Source organism: Phenylobacterium sp., assembly GCF_041916435.1.
GTDB lineage: Bacteria > Pseudomonadota > Alphaproteobacteria > Caulobacterales > Caulobacteraceae > Phenylobacterium.
Map to the genome: position 1 here is coordinate 414,523 of NZ_JAYRZM010000004.1, position 19,960 is coordinate 434,482.

Below are 19,960 nucleotides of genomic sequence, written 5' to 3' on the forward strand. Positions count from 1 at the left end.
GGCGGGGGCTATTGCGCGGCCGGAATGGCCGGGGCGGGAAGGGACTGGAGAAAGGCCGTCACGTCGGCGGCCGACTGGTCGGGAACTTCATACTGCGGCAGGTGGCCGGCGTTGGGATAGGTGATCAGCTTGGCGCCGGGGATCGCCGCGGCGAATTTCCGTCCGGACTCCGGTTCGATGATCACGTCCTGCTCGCCGTGCAGCACCAGGGTCGGGGCGGTGATCTTCGAGAGCACGGCCTCGGTGGCGACCGTGTGGGCGCCCGGATGAATGTTCATCAGGATCGCCCGGTGGCCGGGCGCGCGCTGCACCTCCACCCAGCGGTCGACGAAGGCCGGCGTGATCAGCGCGTCGTCGACCACGTCCATCTTCAGGCCCTCGGCCGTGAGCGGCCGGGTCTCGATGCGTTGCAGCAGGAAGCGGCCGATCTTGCTCTGCAGGATCTTGAAGGCCAGCGGCACGGGCTTGTTCGGGTCCGGCGGCCAGCCGGCGGCGTCCACCAGCACCAGGGCGCGGATGCGCTGCGGATAGCGGCTGGCCACCTGCCAGGCCACGCCCCCGCCCATGGAGTTGCCGACGATGGCGAAGGGCGGCAGGGCGAGCTTCGCGGCCAGGGCGTCCACCTGGTCGGCGAACTTGTCCATGTCCGGATCGTAGTTCGCCGGCGCGCGGGTCAGGCCGTGGCCGGCCAGGTCGATGGTGACCACCCGGAACTTCGGCGACAGCCGCTCGATCCACGGACCCCAGGTCAGGAAGCTGTCGCCGTAGCCGTGCACCAGCATCACCACCGGCGCGTCCTTCGGGCCGTCGTCGCGGTAGTGCATCCGGATTCCGCCGGGCAGGTCGACGAAATGCGAGGTCGGCGTCGCGTACTTCGCCTCGAGCTGCGCATAGGGAATGTCCGGCCGGCGCAGGGCCAGCCAGGCGATCGCCGCCAGCGCGACGACGAGGCCGATGGCGATCAGCAGCCCAAGACCGATTTTCGCCGCCAAGCCTGCCTCCTGCGGTCGCGCTCAAGACCGCCGAAGGTAGCGCCACGCGCGCCGCGGCCCAACCGGGTTAAGTGCTCAAACGATTGAGCACCTAGATCGCGTCTAGAGCATTTTCCGCTGAAGTGGATGCCGGTTCAGCGTAGAAAATGCTCCAAGTTCGAAGAGCCTTGAGCACGATCCGATTCCGTCAAATCGGATCGTGCTCTAGCGCACGCAGCACCGCGTCGGTCATGGCGCTCGTCGACACGTGGGGGCCGCCCGCGGCGATGTCGGCCGTGCGCACGCCGTCGGCCAGCACGCGGCGCACCGCCGCCTCCAGCCGGTCCGCGGCCTCGCCGGCGTCCATCGAGTAGCGCAGGCACATGCCGAAGGAGAGGATCGTCGCCAGCGGATTGGCCAGCCCCTTGCCGGCGATGTCCGGCGCCGAGCCGTGCACCGGCTCGTAGAGCGCCTTGCGCCGCCCGTCGGGGCCGATCGCGCCCAGCGAGGCCGAGGGCAACAGGCCGAGCGAGCCGGTGAGCATGGCGGCCGCGTCCGACAGGATGTCGCCGAACAGGTTGTCAGTGACGATCACGTCGAACTGCTTGGGCCGGCGCATGAGCTGCATGGCGCAGTTGTCGGCGTACATGTGCGTCAGCTCGACGTCGGGATAGTCGGCGCCCACCGCCGTGGCGATGCCGCGCCAGAACGCGCCGGTCTCCATCACGTTGGCCTTGTCCACCGAGCAGACCTTGCGCTGGCGCAGGCGGGCGATGTCGAAGGCCGCGCGCACCACCCGCTCCACCTCCTCGGAGGTGTAGGCCTGGGTGTCGTAGGCCCGGCGCCGGCCGTCGGGCAGCACCTCCACGCCGCGCGGCTCGCCGAAGTAGACGCCGGCCGTCAGCTCGCGAATGATCAATATATCGAGCCCTTCGACCAACTCAGGGCGCAGGGCCGAGGCGGACGCCAACTCGGGGTAGCAGATCGCCGGGCGCAGGTTGGCGAACAGGTCCAGCTCCTTGCGCAGGCGCAGGAGGCCGGCCTCGGGGCGCAGGTGGATGGGCTGGCTGTCCCACTTCTCCCCGCCCACCGCGCCGAACAGCACCGCGTCGGCCGACAGCGCCGTCGCCGTGACCGCGTCGGTCGCCGGCACGCCGTGGGCGTCGATCGAGGCGCCGCCGATGATGTCGCGGCTGATGGCGAAGGGCCGGTTCAGCCAGCCGGCGAACCAGTCGACCACGCGCAGGGTCTCGTCGATCACCTCCGGGCCGATGCCGTCGCCCGGCAGCACCAGCAGGCGGAAGGGCTCAGATGCAGCGGCCACCGTCCACCTCCATCGCCACGCCGGTCACCATCGAGGCGTCGTCCGAACAGAGGAACGCGGCCGCCGCGCCCATGTCGGCCGGGGTCGAGAAGCGGCCCAGCGGGATCGAGGCCAGGAACTTGGCGCGGATCTCCGGGGTGTCGCCGCCCATGAAGGTCTTCAAGAGCGGGGTGTCGCCGGCCACCGGATTGATGGCGTTCACCCGCACGCCGAACGCCGCCAGCTCGATGGCCATGGCCCGGGTGGCGGTGATCATCCAGCCCTTGGAGGCGTTGTACCAGGTCAGGTTCGGCCTGGGGCTCACCCCGCCGGTGGAGGCCACGTTGAGGATCGCCCCGCGTCCGGCGCGCTTCATGGCCGGCACGAGGTGGCGCGCGGTGAGGTAGACCGACTTCACGTTCACCGACCAGATGCGGTCGAAGTCGGCCTCGGAGAGCTCGTCCAGCGGCTGCGGCGTGTGGCCGACACCGGCGTTGTTCACAAGGATCTCCGCCGGGCCCAGGAGCTCGACGGTCTCGGCCGCCAGCCGCGCCACGTCCGCGTCCTTGGAGACGTCCGCCGTCACCGCGATCGCCCCGTCGCCCAGCTCGGCGGCCAGCGCCTCGGCGGCCGCACCGTTGAGATCGACGATCGCCACGCGCGCGCCCTCCTCGACGAAGCGGCGCACGATGCCCTCGCCGAAGCCCGAGGCGCCCCCCGTCACGATCGCCGTCCTGCCCGTCAGTCGCATGATCTTCGTCTCACCCATGATGCGCGGCCACCGTCTTCAGGGTGGTGAAGGCGTAGAGCGCCTCGAACCCCTTCTCCCGCCCGTGGCCCGAGCGGCCGACCCCGCCGAAGGGCAGTTCCACCCCGCCGGCCGCGCCGTAGTTGTTGATGAACACCTGACCCGCCCGCAGGCGCTTGGCGAGCCGCATCTGCCGGCCGCCGTCGGCGGTCCAGACCCCGGCCACCAGGCCGTAGGGCGTGCCGTTGGCGATGGCCACGCCCTGGTCGTCGTCGTCGAACGGGATCACCACCTGCACCGGGCCGAAGATCTCCTCCTGGGCCAGGGCGTGCTCGCCGCGCACGTCGGCGAACAGGGTGGGCGCGATGTAGTGGCCGCCGGCCGGCGCGTCGCCCACGATCCGGCCCTCGCCCGCCACCGCCAGCTCCTTGCGGCCGAGCGCCAGATAGCCTTCCACCATCGCCTTCTGCTTGGCGCTGATCAGCGGGCCGACCTCCAGGTTGGCCATCGCCGGGCCGGCGCGCAGCTCGGCGTAGCGCTTGGCCATGCGCCAGACCACCTCGTCGTAGACGCCCCGCTGCACCAGGATGCGCGAGCCGGCCGAGCAGGTCTGGCCGGCGTTCTGGATGCCGGCGTTGACCAGGAAGGGCAGGGCCTTGTCCAGGTCGGCGTCGTCGAACACGAGCTGGGGCGACTTGCCGCCGAGCTCCAGGGTCACCGGCACGGTGTTCTTCGCCGCCGCTTCCTGGATATGCCGGCCCACCGCCGTCGAGCCGGTGAAGGAGATGTGGTCGATCCCCGGATGGGCGGCCAGCGTCGCGCCGGCCACCGCGCCCAGGCCCGGAACCACGTTCAGCGCGCCGGCCGGCAGGCCCGCGTCGGCGGCGATGCGGGCGAAGGCCAGCGAGGTCAGCGAAGCCTGCTCGGCCGGCTTCAGCACCGCGGCGTTGCCGGTGGCGAGGGCGGCGATCACCGAGCGGCCGATGATCTGCATCGGATAGTTCCAGGGGATGATGTGGCCGGTCACGCCGTGCGGCTCGCGCAGGGTGTAGACCGTGTAGCCGGCCTGGAACGGGATGGTCTGGCCGTGCAGCTTGTCGGCCGCTCCGCCGTAGAACTCCAGATAGCGGGCCAGCGCGATCACGTCGTTGCGCGCCTGGGCCAGCGGCTTGCCCACGTCCATGGCCTCCAGCTCGGCCAGGCGGTCGGTCTCGTCCAGCACCGCGCGGCTGATGTTCGCCAGGATGCGGCCGCGCTCGAAGGCCGGTGTCGCGCCCCATTCGCCGTCGGCCGCCGCGCGGGCGGCGGCCACCGCCTCGTCCACGTCGGCCGCGCTGGCGCAGGAGAGTTCGCCCACCGTCTGGCCGGTCGAGGGATCCTCGATGGCGATCAGCTCGCCGCTTCCCGAGCCGCGCCAGCGTCCGGCTATGAACACGCCGTTGCGCGCGAAATCGAGCGTCATGCGAGGCCTCCATCCATTTCGGGTCCGCATCGCGCGGACCGGGAAGCGCTCCTTGCGCCGGTCGAAGGGCGGGTTTCAACCCCCATTCCGCCGAACATTGTCCACAAGGCGGCCATCGGGGCCTGCCGGGTCTCGCCGCACGCGGGTCCGGGTGCAGCCGCCGGTCGCTGGCGTTGCGCCGGTCTTTGAAGCAGGGTGTCGAACCTTCCGTCATCCCGCAGAAAGGGCGCCTCCTTGGCCAAGCCGCGTCGACCGCTCAGCGAAGTCCACGCCGTGCACGATCAGGTCTATGCGGCGATCCGGGACGCCTTGCTCACGGGACGGATCGAGCCCGGGCGCGGGGTGTCCCTGCGCACCCTCGCCGCCGAACTGGGCGTCAGCCCCATGCCCGTGCGCGACGCGGTGCGCCGGCTTGTGGCCGAGCACGCCCTGGTGATCAACCAGTCCAACAAGCGCCTGTCGGCGCCTTCGCTGACGCCGTCGCGGCTGGAGCAACTGGCCCGGGCGCGCGACTGGATCGAGCCGGAGCTCGCCGCCCGCGCCGCGCCGGCCGCGGACGAGGCGCTGATCGACACCCTGCGGCGTGCGGACGACGCCCTGAACCGGGCGATCGCCTACGGCGACGTGCACGCCTACATGGCCGCCAACCACGCCTTCCATTTCACGCTCTACCAGCGCGCCGACGCCGAGGTGCTGCTGGCCATGGCCAGCGGGCTGTGGCTGCAGATCGGCCCGTTCATGCGCATCGTCTTCAATCGCCTGGGCGCGGTGAACCTGACCCGCGACCACCACGTGGAGGTGATGCAGGCCCTGACGGCGCATGACGCCGAGGCCGCGCGCGCCGCCCTGGCGGCCGACATCGCCGTGGGAATGGACGCTCTTCGGGCAACCGCGCTTGAAGGCGCCGATCTCGGCGGCGCGGCTTGACTCCGCCTGCGCCGTGCGAAACCGTGATCACAGTTTCAAGAAGGCCGATCCGTGCCCGCTCTTTCTTCGGTAGCCGAGCCGAGACCTGACGCCGCCGCGCCCCGCGGCCCGGCGTTGCTGCGCGCGCTGCTGGCCGCCGAGCAGGCGCGCTTCGCGACCGACCATCCCCGATCCCTGGAGCTGGCGTCGCAGGCCCGCGCGGTCTGGCGCGGCGGCGTGCCCCTGCACTGGATGGGCGACTGGGCTTCGCCCAGCCCGATCTTCGCCGACCGGGGCGAGGGCGCGCGCCTGATCGACGCCGACGGGCGCGCCTATGACGACTTCTGCCTGGGCGACACCCCGGCCATGTTCGGCTACGGCGACGAGCGGGTGGCCGAGGCCCTGGGCCGCCAGGCGCGGCGCGGGACCGGCTTCATGCTGCCCACGGCCGACGCGGTCGTCGTCGGCCGCCTGCTCGCCGAGCGTTTCGGCCTGCCGCTCTGGCAGGCGGCGACCACCGCCACCGACGCCAACCGCGCGGCCATCCGCTGGGCCCGCGCCGTCACCGGCCGCGACAAGATCGCGGTGTTCGACGGCTGCTACCACGGGGCGGTGGACGACACCTTCGTCACCCTGGCCTCCGGCGCGCCGGCGATGAAGGCCGGGCTGGTGGGCCAGGTGCACGACGTGGCCGCCTTCGCCAAGGTGGTCCCCTTCAACGACGTCGACGCCCTGGCCGCCGCCCTGGCCGACGGCGACGTGGCCGCCGTGCTGGCCGAGCCGGTGATGACCAACTGCGGCATGATCCTGCCCGAGCCCGGCTTCCACGCGGCCCTGCGGCGGCTGACGCGCGAGGCCGGCGCGCTGCTGATCATCGACGAGACCCACACCCTCTCGGCCGGTCCCGGCGGCTATACGCGCGCCCACGGCCTGGAGCCGGACATGCTGACCCTGGGCAAGGCCGTCGGCGGCGGCGTTCCGGCCGCGGTCTGGGGCGTCACCGCCGACCTCGCCCGGCGCATGGACGAAGCTGAGGCCCGCATCGGCCCCGGCTATTCCGGCATCGGCACCACGCTCTCCGGCAATGCGCTGGCCATGGCCGCCATGCGGGTGATGCTGGAGGAGGTGATGAGCCCGGCCGCCTACGCCCGCATGCTCGACGGCGCCGAGCGCCTGGTGGCCGGCCTGCGCGCCGTGATCGGGCGGCGGGGCCTGGCCTGGTCGGCCGTTCACGCCGGGGCGCGGGTGGAGCTGGTGTTCGCCGCGCCGGCCCCGCGCGACGCTGAACAGATGCGCAAGGCGCTGGATCATGATCTTCTGGCCGCGTTCCACCTGTGGCTGATCAACCGGGGCGTCCTGATCGCGCCCTTCCACAACATGATGCTGATTTCGCCCATGACCGAGGACGCCCAGATCGACCGGCTGATCGCCGCCGTCGACGGCTTCGCCGGGGCGCTTGAGGGAGCCGCCGCATGAGCGCTTCGGCCATGACCGCCGACCCGGACGAATGCCGCCGTTTCCTGGAGGCGCACCCCGACATCGCCTTCTTCGAGGTGTTCTTCACCAGCATGACCGGCGTGCCGCGGGGCAAGCGCCTGCGCCGCCACGAGATCCAGGCGGTGTTCGACTACGGCCGCTTCCTGCCGGGCTCGATCCTGGTGGTCGACACCACCGGCGCCGACTGCGAGGACACCGGGCTCGTCTGGGAGGACGGCGACGCCGACCGCCTGGCCCGCCCCGTGCCGGGCACGCTGAAGCCGGCCCCCTGGCTCGGCCCCGACGTCGCCCAGGTGATGCTCTCGCTCTACGAGCTGGACGGAACGCCCAACGACCTGGACCCGCGCCATCTGCTGAGGCGCGTGCTGGACCGCTTCGCCGCCGACGGCCTCACCCCCGTCGCCGCCTGCGAGCTGGAGTACTACCTCGTCGACGCCGCGCGCGCGCCGGACGAGCCGCCCCAGCCGGCGAAGTCGGCGCTGACCGGCCGCCGGCCGAGCGGCATCCAGGTCTACGGCCTGCCGGAGCTGGAGGCCCACGCCCCCTTCCTGCGCGAGCTGTGGTCCACCGCCGACGTGCTCGGCGTGCCGCTGGAAGGGGCGATCTCAGAGTTCGCGCCGGGCCAGGTGGAGCTGACCCTCAAGCACAAGCCCGACGCGCTGGCCGCCGCCGACGACGCGGTGATCTACAAGCGCGCAGCCAAGGGCGTGGCCCTGCGCCACGGCTGCGAGGCCACCTTCATGGCCAAGCCCTGGGGCGACCGCGCCGGCAGCGGCTTCCACGTCCACGTCAGCTTCAACGACAAGGGCGGCGAGAACCTCTGCGCCAGCGAGGACCCGCAGGGCTCGGCGCTGTTGCGCCACGCCATCGGCGGCATGCGCGAGCTGCTGGGCGAGGCCATGGCGATCCTGGCGCCCAACGCCAATTCCTATCGCCGGTTCAGGGCCAATTCCTACGCCCCGGTGGCGCCCACCTGGGGGGTCAACAACCGCACGGTCTCCCTGCGCGTGCCGGCCGGCCCGGCCCACACCCGCCACGTGGAGCATCGCGTCGCCGGCGCCGACGCCAACCCCTACCTGGTGCTGGCCGTGCTGCTCGCCTCGGCGCACTATGGGATCACGAACAAGATCGATCCGGGCCCGGCGGTGGTCGGCGACGGCTACGCGGCGGCGGCGCAATCGAAGTCGAGCCTGCCGACCAACTGGTTCTCCGCGGTGGATCTGTTCGACCAGTCCGAGGTGCTGCGGGAATACCTGGGCGATCGCTTTGTCGACATGTTCGTCTCAGTCAAGCGTACCGAGCAGGCGCGGTTCTTTGAAGTCATAACGCCGCTCGACTATGACTGGTATTTGAGCAACGCGTGAATTCGGTGCGGGGGAGCGCGCTCCTCTATTGAAGTAGAGCTTTGGTTTAGCCGTCACTTCCGGCGGTTTCTCAAAATCGAGGAGGCTTCGAAGGTCATGATCAAGAACCTGCTGGGAGGCCGGGCGTCCCGCCGGTCGTTGTTGACAGGCCTCGGGGCCGCCGCCGTGGGACTGTCGTTCGGCGGCGCGCTGGAAGGCTGCAGTCCCAAGCCCGCGGCCACGCCCGCCGGCGGCGCGGAGGAGCCCAAGCTCAACTTCTACAACTGGGACACCTACATCGGCGAAACCACCCTGGGCGACTTCAAGAAGGCCTCGGGCATCGACGTGAACATGAGCCTGTTCGCGACGAACGACGAACTCTTCGCCAAGCTGAAGGCCGGCAACCCCGGCTTCGACGTGATCGTGCCGTCCAACGAGTTCGTCACGCGCATGGGCGAGGCCGGCATGCTGATGCCGCTCGACCACGCCAAGATTCCGAACATCAAGAACATCGACCCGGCGTTCCAGGACGCCGCCTACGATCCGGGCCGCAAGTACTCCATGCCCTACACCTGGCTGGTGCTGGGCATCGGCTACCGCAAGTCCAAGGTGAAGGGCGTGCCGGACAGCTGGAAGTACCTGTTCGATTCCGACGAGTACAAGGGCCGCATCGCCCTGCTGTCGGAATCGGCCGACCTGGTCCGCCTGGCCGCCAAGTACCTGGGCCACTCGGTCAACGGCATTCCGCCCGAGCTGGTCGATCAGATCGAGAAGATGCTGATCAAGCAGAAGCCCTACATCAAGGCGTTCCACGAGGACAACGGCCAGGACATGCTGCTGGCCGGCGATGTCGACCTGGTGCTCGAGTACAATGGCGACATCGCCCAGGTGATGAAGGAGGACCCCGACCTCGACTTCGTCGTGCCGAAGGAAGGCAGCCTGCTGAACTCCGACACCCTGTGCATTCCGGCCGGCGCTCCGCGTCCGGACAATGCGCACAAGTTCATCAACTACATCCTCGACGCCAACGCCGGCGCCGAGATCTCCAAGACCATCCTCTACCCCACGCCGAACGCCGCGGCGAAGGCGCTGATGCCGGACGACTACAAGAACAACCCGGTCATCTTCCCGCCGGCCGAGGCCCTGGCCAAGTGCGAGTACGGCGCGTTCGAGGGGGCCGAGAAGGCCCAGCTCTACGAAGAAGTCATGACGCGGATCCGCGCGGCCTGATCGATCGGCGAGGAGGAAGGGGTTCGTCATGGAACAGGGGTGGAAACAGGCCAAGGCGGTCTTCGCCGGCACGCTGGGCCCGCCGCTGTTCTGGCTGATCCTCTTCTTCCTCGTGCCCTTGGGGATCGTCTGGGCCTACAGCTTCGGCAAGAACGTCGGGCTGACCGAGATCTCGATCACCGGCACCTTCGCCAACTACGCCCGGGCGATCGAGCCGCTCTACCTGAAGATCTTCCTGAAGTCGGCGTGGGTGGCGGGCCTGACCACCTTCCTGTGCCTGGTGCTGGGCTTCCCGGTGGCGCTGGCCATCACCTTCGCCCCGCCCAAGGCCAAGGCCTGGCTGCTGCTGCTGATCATGCTGCCGTTCTGGACGAACCTGCTGATCCGCACCTACGCCCTGATCGCGGTGCTGCGCACCGAGGGCTACGTCAACGTCACCTTGGGCTGGCTGTGGGCCAAGGCGAGCTGGCTCATGACGCTCGCGGGCATGCATCCTCTGGGCGCCTTCACGCCCCTCGAGCTCCTGCACAACAATTTCGCGGTGGTCCTGGGCCTGGTCTACGTGCACCTGCCCTTCATGGTGCTGCCGCTCTATTCGGCGCTGGACAGGCTGGACCGCTCGCTGCTGGAGGCCAGCCTCGATCTGGGCGCCGGCCACCTGCGCACCATGGCCCTGATCGTCGTGCCGCTGGCCCTGCCGGGCATCCTGTCGGGCGTGCTGATCACCTTCATCCCGGCGCTCGGCGCCTATCTGACCCCCGACCTGCTGGGCGGTCCCGACAGCCAGATGATCGCCAACGTCATTGAGCGGCAGTTCAAGCGCGCCAACGACTGGCCGTTCGGCGCGGCGATGTCGTTCATGCTGATGTACCTCACCTTCATCGCCATCGCGGCCCAGGGTCTCCTGGCCCGCCGGCGGGGAGCGCGGGCATGAGCGCGCGCGAGAAGCAGGCGCCGCCCGGCCCCCTGGAATACCTGCGCCGCTGGCCGCTGCGGGCCTGGCTGGCGATGGTGGCGGTGTTCCTCTACGCCCCGCTGATCACCCTGATGGCGTTCAGCTTCAACAACTCGCGGCGGAACATCGTCTGGCAGGGCTTCACCCTGAAGTACTATGACAAGGCGCTGCACGACGACAGCCTGATCCAGGCCTTCATCAACTCGCTGACCATCGCGGCGATCTCCACCCTGCTCAGCGTGATCCTGGGCGCCATGGCCGCCTTCGCCCTCTGGCGTTTCCGCTTTCCCGGCAAGCCGGCCGTGGACGGCGCCATGGCCCTGCCGATCGTGGTCCCGGAGATCTGCATGGGCGTGGCCATGCTGGTGTTCTTCGCCAAGGTGCTGCCCTGGCCCCAGGGCCTGCCCTGGCCGCTCGACCTGGGCGCGATCATCATCAGCCACGTCTCCTTCTCCTTCCCCTTCGTGGCCGTGGTCGTGCGCGCACGCATGGCCAGCTTCAACCGCGAGCTGGAGGAGGCCGCCCGCGACCTGGGCGCCAGCGAATGGCGCACGATCATGGACGTGGTGGTGCCGCACATGAGCCCCTCGCTGGTGGCCGGCGCGCTGCTCGCCTTCACCCTCAGCCTGGACGACTTCGTCATCACCTTCTTCACCTCGGGGCCCGACACGGTGACCTTCCCGGTGAAGGTCTACGCCATGGTGCGCTTCTCGGTGACGCCGGAGGTCAACGCCGCCTCCACCCTGCTCATCGTGCTCACCGTGCTCCTCACCTTCGTGGCCCTGCGGCTGCAGGGCGATCCGGCCGCCGCGGCCGGCGGCCACGGCCACGGCGCCGACAAGACGTAAGAGCCCATCCATGTTCGACGCCGAAAACCCGATCATCAGCTTCGAGAACGTCACCAAACGCTTCGGCAAGATGGTGGCCGTCGACAACGTCTCCTTCTCGATCTCCGAGGGGGAGTTCTTCTGCCTCCTGGGCCCGTCCGGCTGCGGCAAGACTACGCTCCTGCGCATGCTCGCCGGTTTCGATACGCCCACGGAGGGCCGTATCCTGATCGACGGCAAGGACATCTCCGCGATCCCGCCGAACAAGCGGCCGGTGAACATGGTGTTCCAGTCCTATGCGGTGTTCCCGCACATGACCGTGGCCGACAACGTCGCCTACGGCCTGAAGATCGATCGGGTGTCGGCGTCCGAGCGCGCCCACCGGGTCGAGGAGGCGCTCGCCCTGGTCCAGCTCGACGGCCTGGGCGCGCGCAAGCCCGACCAGCTCTCCGGCGGCCAGCGCCAGCGCGTCGCCCTCGCCCGCGCCCTGGTCAAGCGGCCCCGCGTGCTGCTGCTCGACGAGCCGCTCTCGGCCCTGGACGCCAAGCTGCGCGACCAGATGCGCACCGAACTGTCCTCCCTGCAGGAGAAGGTCGGCATCACCTTCATCATGGTCACCCACGACCAGGACGAGGCCCTGGCCCTGGCCACGCGCTGCGCGGTGATGAACCGGGGCCTGCTGCAGCAGGTCGCCCCGCCCAACGACCTCTACGAATTCCCCAACTCCCGCTTCGTCGCCGACTTCATCGGCTCGGTGAACCTCTTCGAGGGCGAGCTGGCCGTCGACGAGGCGGACCACGCGGTGATCAAGTCGCCGGAGCTGGACGCCGACATCTTCCTCGATCACGGCGTCACGGGGGCCAAGGGGGCGACGGTCTGGGCGGCGCTGCGTCCGGAGAAGATCGAGCTGCACAAGCGGCCGGCCGGCGCGGCCGCGCCGTCGATCGACGATTCCCCGACCGGCTCCAACGCCGTGCCCGGCGTCATCCGCCAGGAAGTCTATCTGGGCAGCGAAAGCGTCTACGAAGTCGAGATAAGCGGGGGGCGGCGGATCAAGGTGGCCCGCTCCAACCTCACACGTTGGGACCAGGAGGACTTCGCCGTCGGCGAGGACGTCTGGCTCTTCTGGCACGCCTGTTCGCCGGCCGTGCTGTTGTCATAAGTTAGGGAGTTCCATGTCCGCCGCGCGGCCCGTCGCGGGCGTCATCTGCTGCACCCGCATCGTCGGGATCGAGCCGGCCCAGGCGGTGATGAACCGCTATGTCGCCGGGGTGATGGCGCATGCCGACGCCGCGGCGCTGCTGGTCCCCTCCATGCCCGAGCTGATGCGCGCGTCCGAGGTCGCCGGGCGGCTCGACGGCCTGTTCCTCACCGGCAGCCCCTCCAACATGGCGCCGGACCTCTACGGCCAGGCGGTCGACGACGCGCCCGGCCCGTTCGATCCCGGCCGCGACGCCATGACCTCCGACCTGATCAAGGCCATGGCCGACCTGGGCAAGCCCGTCTTCGGCGTCTGTCGCGGCTTCCAGGAGATCAACGTGGCTTTCGGCGGCACGCTGCGCCGCGACCTCGGCGAGGCCTCCCAGCCGCTCGCCCACCACGCCCCGGACGGCGTCGGCTTCAACGAGATGTTCGATCACCTGCATCCGGTCTCGCTCACGCCGGGCGGGGTGCTGGCCAAGGGCCTCGGCGCCGATCGGATCACCGTCAATTCGGTCCACTACCAGGGCGTCGACCGCCTGGGCCAGGGACTGAAGGTCGAGGCGACGGCCGACGACGGCGTGGTCGAGGGCGTCTCGGCCGACCTCTCCGGCGCCCCCCTCCTGGCCGTCCAGTGGCATCCGGAATGGAAGCCCGAGGCCAATCCCCAATCGCGCGCCTTCTTCGCGCTTTTCGGCCGCGCCCTGCGCGGCGATCCCCTGACGGCCTGACAAGGCCGCATTCCAAAGGTGACGACTGTGTCCGCCCCCATCCGCAACTACGACATCGCAGAACTGAAGCGCCTGGACGTGGCGCACCACCTGCCGGCCCAGGCCGATCACAAGGTGATCGCCGAGATGGGCGGCAGCCGCATCATCACCCGGGCCGAGGGCTCGACCATCTATGACGGTGAGGGCAATGCGATCCTCGACGGCATGGCCGGGCTCTGGTGCGTCAACGTCGGCTACGGGCGCACCGAGCTGGCCGAGGCGGCCTACGAGCAGATGCTGGAGCTGCCCTACTACAACACCTTCTTCAAGACCGCGACGCCGCCCACGGTGAAGCTGGCCGCCAAGATCGCCGAGAAGCTGGGCGGCCATCTCACCCACGTCTTCTTCAACTCCTCCGGCTCGGAGGCCAACGACACGGTCTTCCGCCTGGTGCGCCACTACTGGAAGCTCAAGGGCGAGCCGCAGCGCAAGGTCTTCATCAGCCGCTGGAACGCCTATCACGGCTCCACCGTCGCCGGCGTCAGCCTGGGCGGGATGAAGCACATGCATGTCCAGGGCGACCTGCCGGTTCCCGGGGTCGAGCACGTCATGCAGCCCTACTGGTTCGGCGAGGGTTTCGGCGAGGACAAGGCCGCCTTCGCCGCCCGCGCGGCCCAGGCGATCGAGGACAAGATCCTGGAGGTCGGCCCGGAGAACGTGGCCGCCTTCATCGGCGAGCCGGTGCAGGGCGCCGGCGGCGTCGTGATCCCGCCGCCGGGCTACTGGCCCAAGGTCCAGGAGATCTGCCGCAAATACGGGATCCTGCTGGTCTGCGACGAGGTCATCACCGGCTTCGGCCGCCTCGGCCAATGGTTCGGCCATCAGTACTACGGCGTCACCCCGGACCTCGTGCCCATGGCCAAGGGCCTGTCCAGCGGCTACCTGCCGATCTCGGCGGTGGGCGTGGCCGACCACATCGTCCGTGAGCTGAGGGAAAAGGGCGGCGACTTCGTCCACGGCTTCACCTACTCGGGCCACCCCACCTGCGCGGCCGTGGCGCTGAAGAACATCGAGATCATGGAGCGCGAGGGCCTGATCGAGCGCACCCGCGAGGACACCGGCCCCTATCTGGCCGAGGCCTTCGCCGAGCGCCTGGCCGATCATCCGCTGGTGGGCGAGGCCCGCTCCGTGGGCCTGCTCGGCGGGGTCGAGATCGTCGCCGAGAAGGGAAGCAACAAGCGCTTCAAGGGTGAGGAGGGGACCGCCGGGCCGATCGTGCGCGACCTGTGCATCAAGAACGGCCTGATGGTGCGCGGCATCCGCGACACCATCGTCTGCTGCCCGCCCCTGGTGATCACCCACGCCGAGATCGACCGCCTGGTGGACACGATCCGGCGCTCGCTCGACGAAGCCGAGCCGATCCTGAGAGCTCTATAGGGGCGGGAGCCCAGCCATGAAGTACAAGGAAAAGAAGGCCAAGCCCGGTCCCTCCGACAAGCGCGGCGTGGCCGACATCGCCGAGGCCGCCGAATGGTGCCGCCGCCAGGGGATCGAGGAGATCGAGTGCATGATCCCCGACTTGGCCGGCGTGGCCCGGGGCAAGATCATGCCGGTCCGGAAGTTCCTGGCCACGCCCTCGATGAACCTGCCGCTGGCGGTGTTCTACCAGACCATCACCGGCGATTTCCCGGACTTCGAGGGCTTGGTCGGGGCGGTTCAGTCGGACACCGACGTGTTCCTCCACCCGGACTTCGCCACCCTGGCGGTGGTGCCCTGGGCCAGCGATCCGACGGCCCAGGTGATCCACGACGCCTTCCATCCGGACGGCCGGCCGGTGGGCGAAAGCCCGCGCCAGGTGCTGCGCCGGGTGGTCACCGCCTATGAGGCCAAGGGCTGGCGGCCGGTGGTCGCCCCGGAGATGGAGTTCTACCTCGTCGAGAAGAACATCGACCCGGACTATCCCCTGAAGCCGCCGACCGGCCGCTCGGGCCGGCCCGAGACCGGCCGCCAAGGCTATTCGATCTCGGCGGTGAACGAGTTCGATGCGCTCTTCGAGGACATGTACGAATACTCCGAGCGCCAGGGCCTGGAGATCGACACCCTGATCCACGAGAGCGGCGTGGCGCAGATGGAGATCAACCTGCGCCACGGCGACGCCCTGGAGCTGGCCGACCAGGTGTTCATGTTCAAGCGCACCATCCGCGAGGCGGCGATGGAGCACGACATCTACGCCACCTTCATGGCCAAGCCGATGGCCGCCGAGCCCGGCTCGGCCATGCACATCCACCAGTCGATCGTCGACACGGAGACGGGCCGGAACCTGTTCTCCGACCCGGAGACCGGCGCGGCCTCGCCGATGTTCTTCTCCTTCATCGCCGGCCTGCAGAAGTACCTGCCGGTGATCATGGCGATCCTGGCGCCCTACGTGAATTCCTACCGCCGCATCGCCCGAGATTCCGGCGCGCCGGTGAACACCCAGTGGGGACACGACAACCGCACCTGCGGCCTGCGCGTGCCGCCGTCCGGGCCGGAGAACCGGCGGGTGGAGAACCGCATTCCGTCCTCGGACGCCAATCCCTACCTGGCCATCGCCGCCTCGCTGGCGGCGGGCTACCTGGGGATCGCCGAGTCGCTCACGCCCACCGAGCCCTATGACCACGACGCCAACCAGACCGGCATCTCCCTGCCGCGCAGCCTCCTGGAATCGGTGGTGATGTTCGAGGACTGCGAGCCGCTGGCCGAGCTCCTGGGCTCCAACTTCGTGGCCGCCTTCGGCCGCGTGAAGCAGACCGAGTACGAGACCTTCATGCGCACCATCAGCCCCTGGGAGCGCGAGTTCCTGCTGCTGAACGTGTAGGGCGCGGGCCGTGCGCAACACCGGCCATCCGGCGGGGTCGTGGTACGTCGACACGGCCCGGCCGTTCCCCGCCCTGCCGCCGCTCGAGGGCGAGGCCGACGCCGACGTCTGCGTGGTGGGCGCCGGCTACACCGGCCTGGGCGCGGCCCTGGCGCTCGCCGAGCGTGGCGCGCGGGTCATCGTGCTGGAGGCCGCCCAGGTCGGCTCCGGCGCCTCCGGGCGCAACGGCGGCCAGATCCACGTGGGCCAACGCCAGGACCAGCCCTGGCTGGAGAAGGCGGTGGGGCAGGAGGCCGCCCAGGCCCTCTGGCGCCTGGCCGAGAACGCGCGCCTGCATCTGCTGAAGACGATCGCCGAGCGGGCCATCGACTGCGACCTGACGATGGGCCTGATCCATGCGGATCATCGCCCGGGGATGGAGGCGGAAAACCTCGCCCACATCGCCCATCTGCGCGACCGCTACGGCTACGAGCACCTGGAGCCGATCGGCCGCGAGGCGCTCACGGCCGAACTGGGGACCGACGTCTATTTCGGCGGGGTGGTCGACCGGGGCGGCGGCCACGTCCACCCGCTGAACCTGGCGTTCGGCCTGGCCCGCGCCGCCATCGCCGAGGGCGCGGCGATCTGCGAAGGCTCGCCGGTGCTTTCCTGGCGGCGCGTCTCCGGCCGGGTCGTCGTCGAAACGGCGCAGGGCCGGGTGACCTGCGACCAGCTCATCCTGGCGGCCAACGGCTATGGCGACGGCCTGTCCCACCGCCTGGAGGCGCGGGTCATGCCGATCAACAACTTCATCCTGACCACCGAGCCCCTGGGCGCCGACGCCGACCTGATCATCCGCTCCAACGCCGCCGTCGCCGACACCCGCTTCGTGGTGAACTACTTCAGGAAGACGCCGGACGGCCGGCTCCTGTTCGGCGGCGGCGAGAACTACAGCCCCTGGTTCCCCAGGAACTTGGCCGACTTCGTCCGCAAGCGGATGCTTCGGGTCTATCCGCGCCTGCACGACGCCCGTATCACCCACGCCTGGGGCGGCACCCTGGGCATCACCATGAACCGCATGCCCTTCGCCGCCGAGCTGGCGCCCGGCGTGCGCGCCATCAGCGGCTTCTCGGGTCAGGGCGTGGTCATGGCGCCCTGGTGCGGCCGGCTCTTGGGGCTGGCCGCGCTCGGCCAGACCGAGGGCTTCGACCTGATGCGGCGCGTCGCCATCCCGCCGTTCCCGGGCGGGCGGCTTCTGCGCTGGCCGTCGCTGGTGGCGGGCATGAGCTGGTACGCCCTGCGCGATCGCCTGCCATAGGCGTTGCGCGAGTCGTCCCTGTCAGGCCACCTTGGGACTTGGCGCAGAGCGGAGCGTGAACATGGACCGGGGACGGGTCGAGGCTTTCAGCGATGGCGTCATCGCCATCATCATCACCATCATGGTGCTGGAGCTGCGGCCGCCGCACATGGCCGACCTCGCCGAGCTGCGTTCGGTCCTTCCGGCCTTCCTCGCCTACGTGCTCAGCTTCATCTACCTGGGCATATACTGGTCCAATCACCACCACATGCTGCACGTGGTCAACACGGTCACCGGGCCGATTCTCTGGGCCAACCTGCACCTGCTCTTCTGGCTGTCGCTGATCCCGTTCGCCACCGCCTGGATGGGCGAACATCCGCTCTCCACCGCGCCGGTGGCCCTGTACGGCGCGGTGCTGTTCCTCAGCGCCATGGCCTGGTCGATCCTGTCCTCGCTCCTGGTGCGCCACGAAGGCCCGGACTCGGCGCTGGCCAAGGCGTTCGGCAGCGACATCAAGGGCAAGGCGTCCCTGATCGCCTACGCGCTGGGCATCGCGGCGGCCTTCTTTCTTCCGCTGCTGTCCCTGGCGCTCTACATCGCCGTGGCGACGGTCTGGCTGGTCCCGGACCGGCGCATCGAGCGTGTGCTGAACATCTCCTGAGCCCGGCTCAGGCCAGCATCGCCTTGTAGGCTTCGCGGGTGGTCTTGAACCGCTCGAAGGGGAACTTGATCGGCACGCCTTCGAGCGCGGCGGCCAGCATCTCCAGGTGCGCCTCCCAGCCGGCGCAGCTTCGCGCGGCGTCCTCGCCCTCGGGAACGCGCAGGGTCAGCGTCAGGCGCGAGCCGTCGCCCTCCGGCTCCACCTCCCAGCGCAGCGGCCGCAGCGGCTCGCCCGGCCCGCTCCAGGAATATTCCAGAAGCCGCGGCGTCTCGTAGGCGGTGACCTGGCTGTCGATGACGATGCCGCTGTCGACGAAGTTCAGCTTGGCCGGCCCGCCCACGCGATCGGCGATCTCGCCGGGCGCCAGCCATTCGACGATCCGGGCCGGATCGGTCAGCGCGGTCCAGACCTTGGCCGGCGAATGGTCGAACACGCGGGTCAGCCGCCCCTCGGTGAAGCCGTCGCCCTTGGTCAGCACGCCCAGGTCCAGCTCTTCGCCCGTCTCGTCCATTTTCGCCTCCCGTCATGTACATGCGTTCGGCGCAAGTCAGTCACCGCAAGGCGCCGCCGGGCGTTGATCGAAGTCAATCCACGCCCCACGCCCGGGACGCAAGCTCGCCCGGCGCATTGACAGCGGGCGCCGGCGCGGGTTGCTGGCTCCAAACGAGAAGGGAGACCCGTCATGGACCGCTTGAAGGGCAAGGTGGCGATCATCACCGGCGCGGCGCTGGGCATCGGCCGGGCGACGGCGGTCCGCATGGCCGAGGAGGGCGCTTCGGTGGCCGTGCTCGACATGCTCGTGGCCGAGGGCGAGGCCCTGGCCGCCGATCTGACAGGGCGCGGGCTCAGCGCCCGCTTTTGGCGCTGCGACGTGACCTCCGAGGTCGAGGTCGAGCGCGTGATCGGCGAGGTCGCCGCCGCCTTCGGCCGCCTCGACGTCCTGGTGAACAACGCCGGCGTATCCGGCGCCAGCAAGCCGACCCACGAGGTGACCGAGGCCGAGTGGGATTTCGTCCAGGCGGTGAACGTCAAGGGCGTCTTCTTCTGCACCAAGCACGCGATCCCCCACCTGCGCGCGGCGGGCGGAGGCAGCATCATCCATCTGTCCTCGATCTACGGCCTGGTCGGCGCGGCGGACGCGCCGCCCTATCACGCCTCCAAGGGCGCGGTGCGGCTGATGGCCAAGACCGACGCCATGATCTACGCGCCCGACCGGATCCGCGTGAATTCGATCCATCCCGGCTTCATCCAGACGCCCATGGTGCTGAACGCCCTGAGCGCGCAGGAGGACGGCGGCGCCGAGGCCCGCGAGGGGCTCGTCGCCTTGCACCCCCTCGGCCACCTGGGCGATCCGGACGACATCGCCTGGGGCGCGGTCTACCTGGCGTCGGACGAGGCCCGCTTCGTCACCGGCGCGGAGCTGGTCATCGACGGCGGTTACACCGCCCGATAGCGCGCCGCCTCAGGACTTGGGCTTGTAGAGCCCGCCCTTGAAGATCTGGGCGTTGGCCTGGCGGGTCTTTCGGCCCTGGCCGTGCGCGACCTCGATCTTGCCTGGACGGCGCGTGTGGTCGCGGCCCTGCTGCAGGCCCGAATCGCCCAGGGCCTCGCCCTCGTCGGCGTAGTCGCCGAGTTCGCCGGCCGCCGGGCCGGTCACCGTGGCGTCGCCCACGTCCGGCGCGGCGTAGCTGCGCGGATCCGGACGGATGCTGCGGTGCTGCTCGCGCGCCTGGTCGTTGGGGACCGTCGGCTCGGTGGCGGCGTTCTGCGCGGTCGCCTTGCTGGACTGCGGGTTCTGGTGCGGCATGGAAGCTCTCCCTCGCGGCTCGACTCCCACAACACTCAAGCCTGCGACCCTGTTCCACCGGATCTTCACGCCGCCGCCAGGCGCCCGCCTCAGGGCGCCCGGAGCTCAAGCCGTGAGCGATCGCCCAAATCAGATTTCGTTCGGCGATAGCGTATTCAGTGTATTTGATCTCAAGATGGTCGTAGTCGTCGCGCTGATGTGGAAGAA

The 19,960-nt window shown here is 69.8% G+C and carries 19 protein-coding genes; 13 read left to right on the forward strand and 6 right to left on the reverse strand.

Annotated elements, in window-relative coordinates:
• Positions 1–8: 8 nt before the first annotated feature.
• The 4 genes from ACE3TA_RS13420 to ACE3TA_RS13435 all read right to left on the reverse strand — a co-directional run bounded on the left by ACE3TA_RS13420 (position 9) and on the right by ACE3TA_RS13435 (position 4,484).
• Complete coding sequence (locus ACE3TA_RS13420) at positions 9–992, reverse strand: alpha/beta fold hydrolase (RefSeq protein ID WP_374574469.1); 984 nt, start codon at positions 990–992, stop codon at positions 9–11.
• A gap of 187 nt (positions 993–1,179) precedes the next feature.
• Positions 1,180–2,295, reverse strand: coding sequence for a 3-isopropylmalate dehydrogenase (leuB, locus tag ACE3TA_RS13425; protein ID WP_374574471.1), 1,116 nt, complete (start codon positions 2,293–2,295; stop codon positions 1,180–1,182).
• Complete coding sequence (locus ACE3TA_RS13430; protein WP_374574473.1) at positions 2,279–3,043, reverse strand: glucose 1-dehydrogenase; 765 nt, start codon at positions 3,041–3,043, stop codon at positions 2,279–2,281. Before ACE3TA_RS13430 ends, leuB begins: the two co-directional genes overlap by 17 nt.
• Positions 3,036–4,484, reverse strand: coding sequence for an aldehyde dehydrogenase family protein (locus tag ACE3TA_RS13435; RefSeq protein WP_374574475.1), 1,449 nt, complete (start codon positions 4,482–4,484; stop codon positions 3,036–3,038). Before ACE3TA_RS13435 ends, ACE3TA_RS13430 begins: the two co-directional genes overlap by 8 nt.
• Positions 4,485–4,718: 234 nt before the next feature.
• Between ACE3TA_RS13435 and ACE3TA_RS13440 the strand changes: the two genes are divergently transcribed.
• The 12 genes from ACE3TA_RS13440 (at position 4,719) to ACE3TA_RS13495 (ending at position 17,946) form a co-directional block, all read left to right on the forward strand.
• Complete coding sequence (locus ACE3TA_RS13440) at positions 4,719–5,411, forward strand: GntR family transcriptional regulator (RefSeq protein WP_374574477.1); 693 nt, start codon at positions 4,719–4,721, stop codon at positions 5,409–5,411.
• Between the two features lie 114 nt (positions 5,412–5,525).
• Complete coding sequence (locus tag ACE3TA_RS13445; protein ID WP_374574822.1) at positions 5,526–6,866, forward strand: aspartate aminotransferase family protein; 1,341 nt, start codon at positions 5,526–5,528, stop codon at positions 6,864–6,866.
• A gap of 11 nt (positions 6,867–6,877) precedes the next feature.
• Positions 6,878–8,251: a glutamine synthetase family protein gene (locus ACE3TA_RS13450; RefSeq protein WP_374574824.1), complete on the forward strand. Its 1,374-nt coding sequence runs from the start codon at positions 6,878–6,880 to the stop codon at positions 8,249–8,251.
• 96 nt (positions 8,252–8,347) lie between these two features.
• Positions 8,348–9,460, forward strand: coding sequence for a PotD/PotF family extracellular solute-binding protein (locus ACE3TA_RS13455; RefSeq protein WP_374574479.1), 1,113 nt, complete (start codon positions 8,348–8,350; stop codon positions 9,458–9,460).
• Positions 9,461–9,488: 28 nt separating this feature from the next.
• Positions 9,489–10,394: an ABC transporter permease gene (locus ACE3TA_RS13460; RefSeq protein WP_374574481.1), complete on the forward strand. Its 906-nt coding sequence runs from the start codon at positions 9,489–9,491 to the stop codon at positions 10,392–10,394.
• On the forward strand, positions 10,391–11,263 hold the full coding sequence (locus ACE3TA_RS13465; protein ID WP_374574483.1) for an ABC transporter permease: 873 nt from the start codon (positions 10,391–10,393) through the stop codon (positions 11,261–11,263). The genes ACE3TA_RS13460 and ACE3TA_RS13465 overlap by 4 nt, the downstream gene beginning before the upstream one ends.
• A gap of 10 nt (positions 11,264–11,273) precedes the next feature.
• On the forward strand, positions 11,274–12,404 hold the full coding sequence (locus tag ACE3TA_RS13470; protein WP_374574485.1) for an ABC transporter ATP-binding protein: 1,131 nt from the start codon (positions 11,274–11,276) through the stop codon (positions 12,402–12,404).
• A 13-nt stretch (positions 12,405–12,417) separates the two neighbouring features.
• A complete protein-coding gene (locus ACE3TA_RS13475) occupies positions 12,418–13,173 on the forward strand; it encodes a gamma-glutamyl-gamma-aminobutyrate hydrolase family protein (RefSeq protein WP_374574487.1) in 756 nt (251 codons plus the stop codon).
• Between the two features lie 27 nt (positions 13,174–13,200).
• Positions 13,201–14,589: an aspartate aminotransferase family protein gene (locus ACE3TA_RS13480; RefSeq protein WP_374574489.1), complete on the forward strand. Its 1,389-nt coding sequence runs from the start codon at positions 13,201–13,203 to the stop codon at positions 14,587–14,589.
• 16 nt (positions 14,590–14,605) lie between these two features.
• Positions 14,606–16,009, forward strand: coding sequence for a glutamine synthetase family protein (locus ACE3TA_RS13485; RefSeq protein ID WP_374574491.1), 1,404 nt, complete (start codon positions 14,606–14,608; stop codon positions 16,007–16,009).
• 10 nt (positions 16,010–16,019) lie between these two features.
• Positions 16,020–17,306: an NAD(P)/FAD-dependent oxidoreductase gene (locus ACE3TA_RS13490; RefSeq protein WP_374574493.1), complete on the forward strand. Its 1,287-nt coding sequence runs from the start codon at positions 16,020–16,022 to the stop codon at positions 17,304–17,306.
• Positions 17,307–17,367: 61 nt separating this feature from the next.
• Positions 17,368–17,946 carry a TMEM175 family protein gene (locus ACE3TA_RS13495; protein ID WP_374574495.1) on the forward strand — a complete coding sequence of 193 codons (579 nt, stop codon included), beginning with the start codon at positions 17,368–17,370 and terminating at the stop codon, positions 17,944–17,946.
• Positions 17,947–17,953: 7 nt separating this feature from the next.
• Here the strand turns inward: ACE3TA_RS13495 and ACE3TA_RS13500 are convergent, their stop codons facing one another.
• Entirely contained in the window at positions 17,954–18,457 is a 504-nt protein-coding gene (locus ACE3TA_RS13500) for an SRPBCC family protein (RefSeq protein ID WP_374574497.1), read from the reverse strand.
• A 171-nt stretch (positions 18,458–18,628) separates the two neighbouring features.
• Between ACE3TA_RS13500 and ACE3TA_RS13505 the strand changes: the two genes are divergently transcribed.
• Positions 18,629–19,399 (forward strand): SDR family NAD(P)-dependent oxidoreductase, encoded by a 771-nt coding sequence (locus ACE3TA_RS13505; RefSeq protein ID WP_374574499.1) that lies wholly within the window; start codon positions 18,629–18,631, stop codon positions 19,397–19,399.
• 9 nt (positions 19,400–19,408) lie between these two features.
• Here ACE3TA_RS13505 and ACE3TA_RS13510 read toward each other — a convergent pair whose 3' ends face one another.
• On the reverse strand, positions 19,409–19,753 hold the full coding sequence (locus ACE3TA_RS13510) for a hypothetical protein (RefSeq protein ID WP_374574501.1): 345 nt from the start codon (positions 19,751–19,753) through the stop codon (positions 19,409–19,411).
• Positions 19,754–19,960: the final 207 nt, after the last annotated feature.